This window comes from Streptomyces sp. SID5910 (assembly GCF_009862125.1).
GTDB lineage: Bacteria > Actinomycetota > Actinomycetes > Streptomycetales > Streptomycetaceae > Streptomyces.
In genome coordinates this window covers 1-6,621 of the sequence record NZ_WWHX01000961.1, presented here as the reverse complement: position 1 = coordinate 6,621, position 6,621 = coordinate 1, and the positions used below count along the sequence as shown (strand labels likewise).

The window sequence follows — 6,621 nt, the reverse complement described above, 5'->3', positions numbered from 1 at the left end:
TACTACGACGTACTGGACTGGGACTTCGGCAAGAGCGCCCGCCTCACCGGCGGCGTGACGGTCACCGGGGCCGGCGGGCAGCGCCGCGTCACCCTGGGCGGCGCGACCGTCCTTCAGGGCGACACCTACCTGCTGCCCTGGGGCGACACCCGCGACAGCACGGGCACCACGTCCCCGAGCAACGCCGACAAGATGTACCACTACAGCGCGTCCGGCGGCACCCACACCTTCGACCTCACCCGACAGTTCGCCGGCAACCGGCACTTCACCCTCTACAAGCTCACCGACCAGGGCCGGGTGGAGGCCGCCCGCGTGACGGCGCACGACGGCCGCGTGGCCCTGACCGCCGACAAGGACACCCCCTACGTCCTCGTGCCCGACGGGGGCAGGGCGCCGCAGTCCGCACCCCGGTACGGCGCCGGAACCGGCCTGACCGACCCGGGCTTCAACGCCGGCGACCTCACGGCGTGGAACCCGCGCGGCGGAGCCGGCGCGGCACGCGCCGACAACGGGGACAACGTGGCCCGCCTCGGCACCGACGCGTCCGGCATCGAGCAGAAGGTCACCGGCCTCACGCCCGGCAAGCGCTACACCCTGAGCGCCGACGTGGAGATCGCCGCGGGCCACCGCCGCGCGACCACCCTCCGCGTCACCCACGGCAGCACGACGGCCGAGAAGACCTTCGACATCACCCCGGCCCGCAACACGATGGCGTCGGACGAGAAACGCGACACCTACGCGCAGCGCGCCTCCGTGGCCTTCACCGCGCCTCGCGGCGGCACGGTCACCGTGTCGCTGGCCGCCGCACCCGGGGACGCCGCGGTCGTCCTGGACGACGTACGGGTCATGGCCGACACCACGAAGCCGCTGCCTCGGTCCGGCGGAGTGGTGGCCCAGGACGACTTCGAGGGCAACCAGCCCGGCTGGGGACCGTTCGTGAAGGGCGACGCGGGCGGCGTCACCGACCCGCGCACCAGCATCAGCGAACTGCACGAGCCCTACAGCCAGAAGTCCTGGAAGAACACCTACCGGCCCTACGACACCGGGACCCTCAAGGGCAAGGCGGTCGACGACGTCGTCGGCGGCAGGCACTCCCTGAAGTCCCACTCCGAGAACGGCGGGCTCGTCTACCGCACGGTGCCGGCCACCGTGCCGTTCACCGCGGGCCACAAGTACGCGGTGTCCTTCGCCTACCAGACCAACCTGGAGGACCAGTGGGCCTGGGTCACGGGCGCGGACACCGTCGACGACGGCAAGGTCGTGTCCAAGGACATCACCCGCGACACGTTCGCTCCCGCCCTGGACACCGCGACCTACTCGAAGGAGATCGTCGCCGGCTGCGGTGACACCTGGGTCGGCCTGCGCAGGACCGGCAGCGCCTCCGGCACGGACTTCGTCCTCGACGACTTCCGGGTCACCGACCTCGGCCCGGTGGAAGGCGGCCCGGCCTGCGCCGCCGTCACCGCCCCCGCCGGTACCGACCTCAGCCCGGGAGTACCCGGCGAGTACACGACCAGCTTCACCAACAACGAGCAGAGCGACGCGACGAACGTCGCCCTGGCCATGGAGGGCCTGCCCGCCGGCTGGAAGGTGGAGGTGAAGGAGAAGGACGGCAACCTCTTCGACACCGTCGAGCCCGGCCGGACCGTCACGACGACCTGGCTGCTCACCCCTCCGGCGGGCGCCGCCGGCACCACGGTCACGTGGCGGACCACGGCCGCCTACGACAACGCCGGCGCCACCAAGACCGTCGCGGCGGGTTCCAGAGCCACGGTCTCGGACGTCCCTCTCCTCGCGCCCGGCTCCATGACGGCGACCGCCGACTCGGAGAACCGTTCCTCGGGGGCGGGGGAGGGCCCGGTGTCGAACGTCCTCGACGGTGCCGAGGACACCATCTGGCACACCGACTACACGGAAGCGAACGCCCCCTACCCGCACTGGGTGACGCTCAAGCTGGGCGCGGAGGCCACGGTCGACGGCTTCGGCTACCTCGGACGGCGGAGCGGCGGGCAGAACGGCCGGGTCAAGGACTACGAGGTCGCCGTCTCGGCCGACGGCACCCACTGGACGACTGTCACGCACGGTTCCCTCGTGGACTCGGCGGCCATGCAGAGGAGCACGTTCGACCCGGTGCGCGCGGCCTACGTCAGGTTCACCGCGCTGAACGCGCTCAACGGCCAACCCTTCGCCGCAGCCGCCGAGATGCGCGTCTACGGCACTCCGGTGGAGCAGCCCGGCGGATACCCGCCGGCGACGCGCCCGGCCGGACGGTCGTAGACCGGCAACGTGGGAAACGCCCTCCCCGGGGTCCGCCGTCGCGGGCCCCGGGGAGGGCGCTCCGCTGGGCGGTCGAGCAGGAGGGTGGGCTGGGCGAATCTTTGCTCGCGCGGGGCCGGCCGGCACAGCGCCGGGCAGAGCCCTGACCGGCAGGCTCCTGCACGGGATCCCGGGGTTCCGGGTGCTCCAGGGCGTCGGTCGCCGCGGCGGCCCGCAGTGCCGCCTCGACCCGGTGGTTGCTGGTCATCGTCGCGGTGACGGCGTTCATGGTGAGGAGGAGTGGGCAGCGAGGGGAGGGCCATCCGGCATTCGTGCCGGGCCTCGTGGTGTCCCGGGCGGTGGTGGTCACTGTGCCGTGTAGCCGCCGTCGACCGGGAGGGCGATGCCGGTGACGTAGCCGGCGCCGTCGCTGCACAGCCACAGGACGGCCTGGGCGATCTCGTCGGCGGTGCCGAGCCGGTCGATGGCCTGGCCCGATTCGGCCTGGCCGCGGTCGAGTTCGCCGCCCTCGACCATGGCGTCGACCATCGGCGTGCCGATCGTGCCGGGGCAGACGGCGTTGATGCGGACACCGCGGGAGCCGTATTCGAGCGCGGCGCTCCTGGTCAGGCCGATCACGCCGTGCTTGGAGGCGTGGTAGGCGGCGCGGCCGGGGTTGCCGACGAGGCCGCCGAGGGAGGAGCAGTTGACGATCGCTCCACTGCCCTGGTCGCGCATATGACGCAGTTCGTGCTTCATGCTCGCCCAGATGCCGCGCAGGTTGACGGCCTGGACGCGGTCGAACTGGTCGGCGCCCTCGTCGGCGGCATCGGTGGGCGGGGGCATGACGCCGGCGTTGTTGTAGGCCATGTCGAGGCGCCCGAACGCCGCCACGGTGCGGTCGACGGCGGCGGCGACCTGGGCCTCGTCGGAGACGTCGCAGACCAGCGCGAGGACGTGTCGGCCCTCGCCCGCGAGCTGCTCGGCGGCGGCGTTCACGGCGTCCTCGCCGACATCGGCGAGCGCGACGGCGGCCCCCGAGGCGGAGAAGGCGCGGGCTGCGGCCAGGCCCATTCCGGAGCCGGCACCGGTGACGAAGGCGACCTGTCCGGTGAAGTCGTAGGTGGGGTTCATGAGGGTGGCTCCCAACGAGCTGGTACGGGCGAGGAGTTCAGTGGGCGGCCTCGATGGTGATCCGCTCGGCCTCGGACAACTGGTCCGCGTCGGCGTCGATATGGCCGAGGATCAGCAGGTCGGGGGAGGGGGCGGGGCCGTCCCGGTGGAACAGGGCGAAGTTGCCCCACGGGGCGTAGTAGGCGAGGTCACCGACCTCGGCAGCGGTCGGTTCGGGCGCGTCGTCGGTGGTCAGCCGCCGTGGCGGGTCGGCGATCCGCTCCGTACCGTGGAAGTCCTCCAGGTCCAGGGTGAGCGGGAGCAGGGACGCCAGGTCGCGGGCGGCGGGGCTGTCGTTCAGGATCGCGTCGACGGGCTGTCCGTCGAGGGTGACGCGGATGTCCACAGTGGTGCTCCTCTCCGGGACGGAAGGGCCGGCGGACGCCGAGGCCTCCGGCCGCTCCGGGGCCGATGCCGCCGAGGCGTTCGGCCGGGGCGAGTTGTCGTCGGAACAGGCGGTCGGGGCCAGCAGCAGAAGACCGCCGGCGGCGGCGCCGGACAGGGCTCGGCGAAGGGGGAAGGTCATGGTGGCCGTCGTTCCGGCTGATCGCCCGGTCCCGCGCCGCGGGGCCGGCCCGGCCTCCGCCACGAGGCCGGCGTACTCGTGGCCCAGCGGATGCGCCGCCTTGGTCGGCTCCGCGCCGCGGTACGGCTCCTCCAGGGTCTCGAAGCGGACGTCGCCGGGAGCATGAATCACTGGGCCGCGCATGAGAGGGGTTCCTTCGCGTAACCGGTACCGGGTGCGGATCCGGAGCACGGGTGGTGGACCACCACCTGGGCCGGGTGAGGGGCTCCGCCACGGCCGCCCCGACGGCCGGGGGCGCGAGCACCACGCCTTCCAGGTAACCCGCTCTTCCCGCACGGAGCGAGTCACTGACAAGGGGTGTACCGCCAGTACATCCCTACGGCGGCCCGCGCGACGTACCGTCGAGGACATGGACAACCGCGAGGAGGTCCGCGAGTTCCTCACCTCGCGGCGCGCAAGGATCACCCCCGAGCAGGCCGGGCTGCCGTCCGGCACCCGCCGCCGGGTGCCGGGCCTGCGCCGCAGCGAGGTCGCCGCGCTGGCCGACATGAGCGTCGAGTACTACGCGAAACTGGAGCGCGGCAGCCTCGCCGGTGTCTCCCCGGCCGTCCTCGAAGCCCTGGCCCGCGCCCTGCGGCTCGACGACGCCGAGCGCGCCCACCTGGCGAACCTGGCCCAGGCCGCCGACGGCTCCGACGCCCTCACCCGCCCCCGGCGCCGGCGCACCCGGGACCAGTGGACGCCGCACCGCAGCCTCCAGTGGACTCTCGACGCGATCACCGCCGGGCCGGCGTTCGTCCGCAACGGCCGGATGGACGTTCTCGCCGCCAACCGGCTCTTCCGTGCCTTCTACACCGACGTCTACGCCACACCCGGCAACCAGCACAATCTGGCCCGCTTCACCTTCCTCGACCCCGCCTCCCGGCGCTTCTACCCCGACTGGGACACCTTCGCCGGCGTCGCCGTGGCCATCCTGCGCACCGAGGCGGGCCGCAACCCGCACGACAAGGACCTGCACGACCTGGTCGGCGAGCTGTGCACCCGCAGCGACGAGTTCCGCACCCGGTGGGGCGCGCACGACGTCCGCCACCACGGCACCGGCACCAAGCGCTTCCACCACCAGGCCGTCGGCGACCTCACCCTCGCCTACGAGGGCCTGGAGATGGCCGCCGCCCCCGGCCTCACCCTCACCGTCTACACCGCCGAGCCCGGCTCGCCCTCCGAAGAGGGACTGCGCCTCCTCGCCTCCTGGGCCGCCACGCAGGACGCCGACGCCAGGAAGTCCTCCACACCAGGCTGACCGAGGGTGGCGCTTGAGGGGCGAAGGCCCGTGCGCGGGCATACGCTGGCGGCGGAAAACCGCCGTCGCCCCGTGCCCGGACCCGCGAGAAGCCGGAGGTGCAAGCCGTGGTCGAGTCGCAACCCGTACTCGCCCCGCCGGCCAAAGCAGCGGTGTTCCTCGTGTGCACCCTCACGGCCGGCGGCGAGGACCAGGTACGCGGTCTGCTGAAGGATCTGGGAGGGCTCAAGCGTTCGGTCGGCTACCGGGCCCCGGACGAGGACCTCAGCTGCGTCGTCGGCATCGGCTCCGCGGCCTGGGACCGGCTCTTCAGCGGGCCGCGCCCCCGCGACCTGCACCCCTTCGTCCCCCTGGACGGCCCCCGGCACCGCGCCCCCGCCACCCCGGGCGACCTCCTCTTCCACATCCGGTCCCGCCGCATGGACCTGTGCTTCGAACTCGCCCAGCTGACCGCCGAGCGGCTGCGGGGCGCGGCCGTCGTCGTGGACGAGGTGCACGGCTTCAAGTCCTTCGACGAGCGCGACCTCCTCGGCTTCGTCGACGGCACGGCCAACCCGGAGGGCGAACGGGCGGCACGGGCGGTGTTCGTGGGCGACGAGGACCCCGCCTTCGCCGGCGGCAGCTACGTCACCGTGCAGAAGTACCTGCACGACCTCACCGCGTGGAACGCCCTGACCGTCGAGGCCCAGGAGCACGCCATGGGCCGCACCAAGCCGGACAACATCGAGCTCCCCGACGACGTCAAGCCCGTGGACTCGCACGTCGCGCTCAACACCGTCACCGACGAGGACGGCAACGAGCGGAAGATCGTGCGGGACAACATGCCCTTCGGCCGCGTCGGACAGCAGGAGTTCGGCACCTACTTCATCGGATACGCCCGCACACCCGAGGTCGTCGAGCAGATGCTGCGCCACATGTTCCTCGGCGACCGGCCCGGCGTGCACGACCGCATCCTCGACTTCTCCACCGCCGTCACCGGGTGCCTCTTCCACGTGCCGACGTCGGACTTCCTGGACGATCCGCCGCCCGCAATCGACGCACCTGGGTGATTTCGCTCGAATCGAGGCTTTTGCCGGGTAGCGCTACGGTGTTCGTGGGGGGATCACTCACCTGCCCGACTCGCAGGAGGAATCATGGCCAATTCCGAGCAGGACCCCAACCAGCAGGAAGGCCCCGCGGACGGCGGTGCGGCGGGCACGCCCGGTGTCCACGACGGCGGCGCCGACGGCGGTGCGGAGGGCCCCGCGGACGGTGGCGCGGCGGGCACGCCCGGTGTGCACGACGGCGGGGCCGACGGAGGGGCGGAAGGTCCCGCGGACGGTGGTGCGGCGGGTACGCCCGGTGTCCACGACGGCGGCGCCGACGG

General features: G+C 72.8%; 5 protein-coding genes and 1 pseudogene. 3 read left to right on the top strand and 3 right to left on the bottom strand.

Annotation, left to right across the window (positions count from 1 at the left end; genetic code table 11):
- A partial coding sequence (locus GTW67_RS34390; protein WP_202438084.1) for a discoidin domain-containing protein occupies positions 1 to 2,277 on the top strand: 2,277 nt, incomplete at its 5' end.
- A gap of 345 nt (positions 2,278 to 2,622) precedes the next feature.
- Here the strand turns inward: GTW67_RS34390 and GTW67_RS34385 are convergent.
- Positions 2,623 to 3,390 (bottom strand): SDR family NAD(P)-dependent oxidoreductase, encoded by a 768-nt coding sequence (locus tag GTW67_RS34385; protein ID WP_161164513.1) that lies wholly within the window; start codon positions 3,388 to 3,390, stop codon positions 2,623 to 2,625.
- A gap of 37 nt (positions 3,391 to 3,427) precedes the next feature.
- Positions 3,428 to 4,138: a cyclophilin-like fold protein gene (locus GTW67_RS34380; RefSeq protein WP_524539855.1), complete on the bottom strand. Its 711-nt coding sequence runs from the start codon at positions 4,136 to 4,138 to the stop codon at positions 3,428 to 3,430.
- 226 nt (positions 4,139 to 4,364) lie between these two features.
- Between GTW67_RS34380 and GTW67_RS34375 the strand changes: the two genes are divergently transcribed.
- Positions 4,365 to 5,255 (top strand): helix-turn-helix transcriptional regulator, encoded by an 891-nt coding sequence (locus tag GTW67_RS34375; RefSeq protein WP_161168636.1) that lies wholly within the window; start codon positions 4,365 to 4,367, stop codon positions 5,253 to 5,255.
- 107 nt (positions 5,256 to 5,362) lie between these two features.
- Positions 5,363 to 6,304, top strand: coding sequence for a Dyp-type peroxidase (locus GTW67_RS34370; RefSeq protein ID WP_161168635.1), 942 nt, complete (start codon positions 5,363 to 5,365; stop codon positions 6,302 to 6,304).
- Between the two features lie 57 nt (positions 6,305 to 6,361).
- On the opposite strand, the pseudogene GTW67_RS37280 reads toward GTW67_RS34370, so the two are convergent.
- A pseudogene (locus GTW67_RS37280) lies at positions 6,362 to 6,621 on the bottom strand (hypothetical protein); the annotation flags it as partial.

Bases quoted from the DNA above. Each gene is read 5' to 3' on its own strand.
- GTW67_RS34375 (WP_161168636.1), top strand. From the start codon at position 4,365: ATGGACAACCGCGAGGAGGTCCGCGAGTTCCTCACCTCGCGGCGCGCA.
- GTW67_RS34380 (WP_524539855.1), bottom strand. From the start codon at position 4,138: ATGCGCGGCCCAGTGATTCATGCTCCCGGCGACGTCCGCTTCGAGACC.
- GTW67_RS34385 (WP_161164513.1), bottom strand. From the start codon at position 3,390: ATGAACCCCACCTACGACTTCACCGGACAGGTCGCCTTCGTCACCGGT.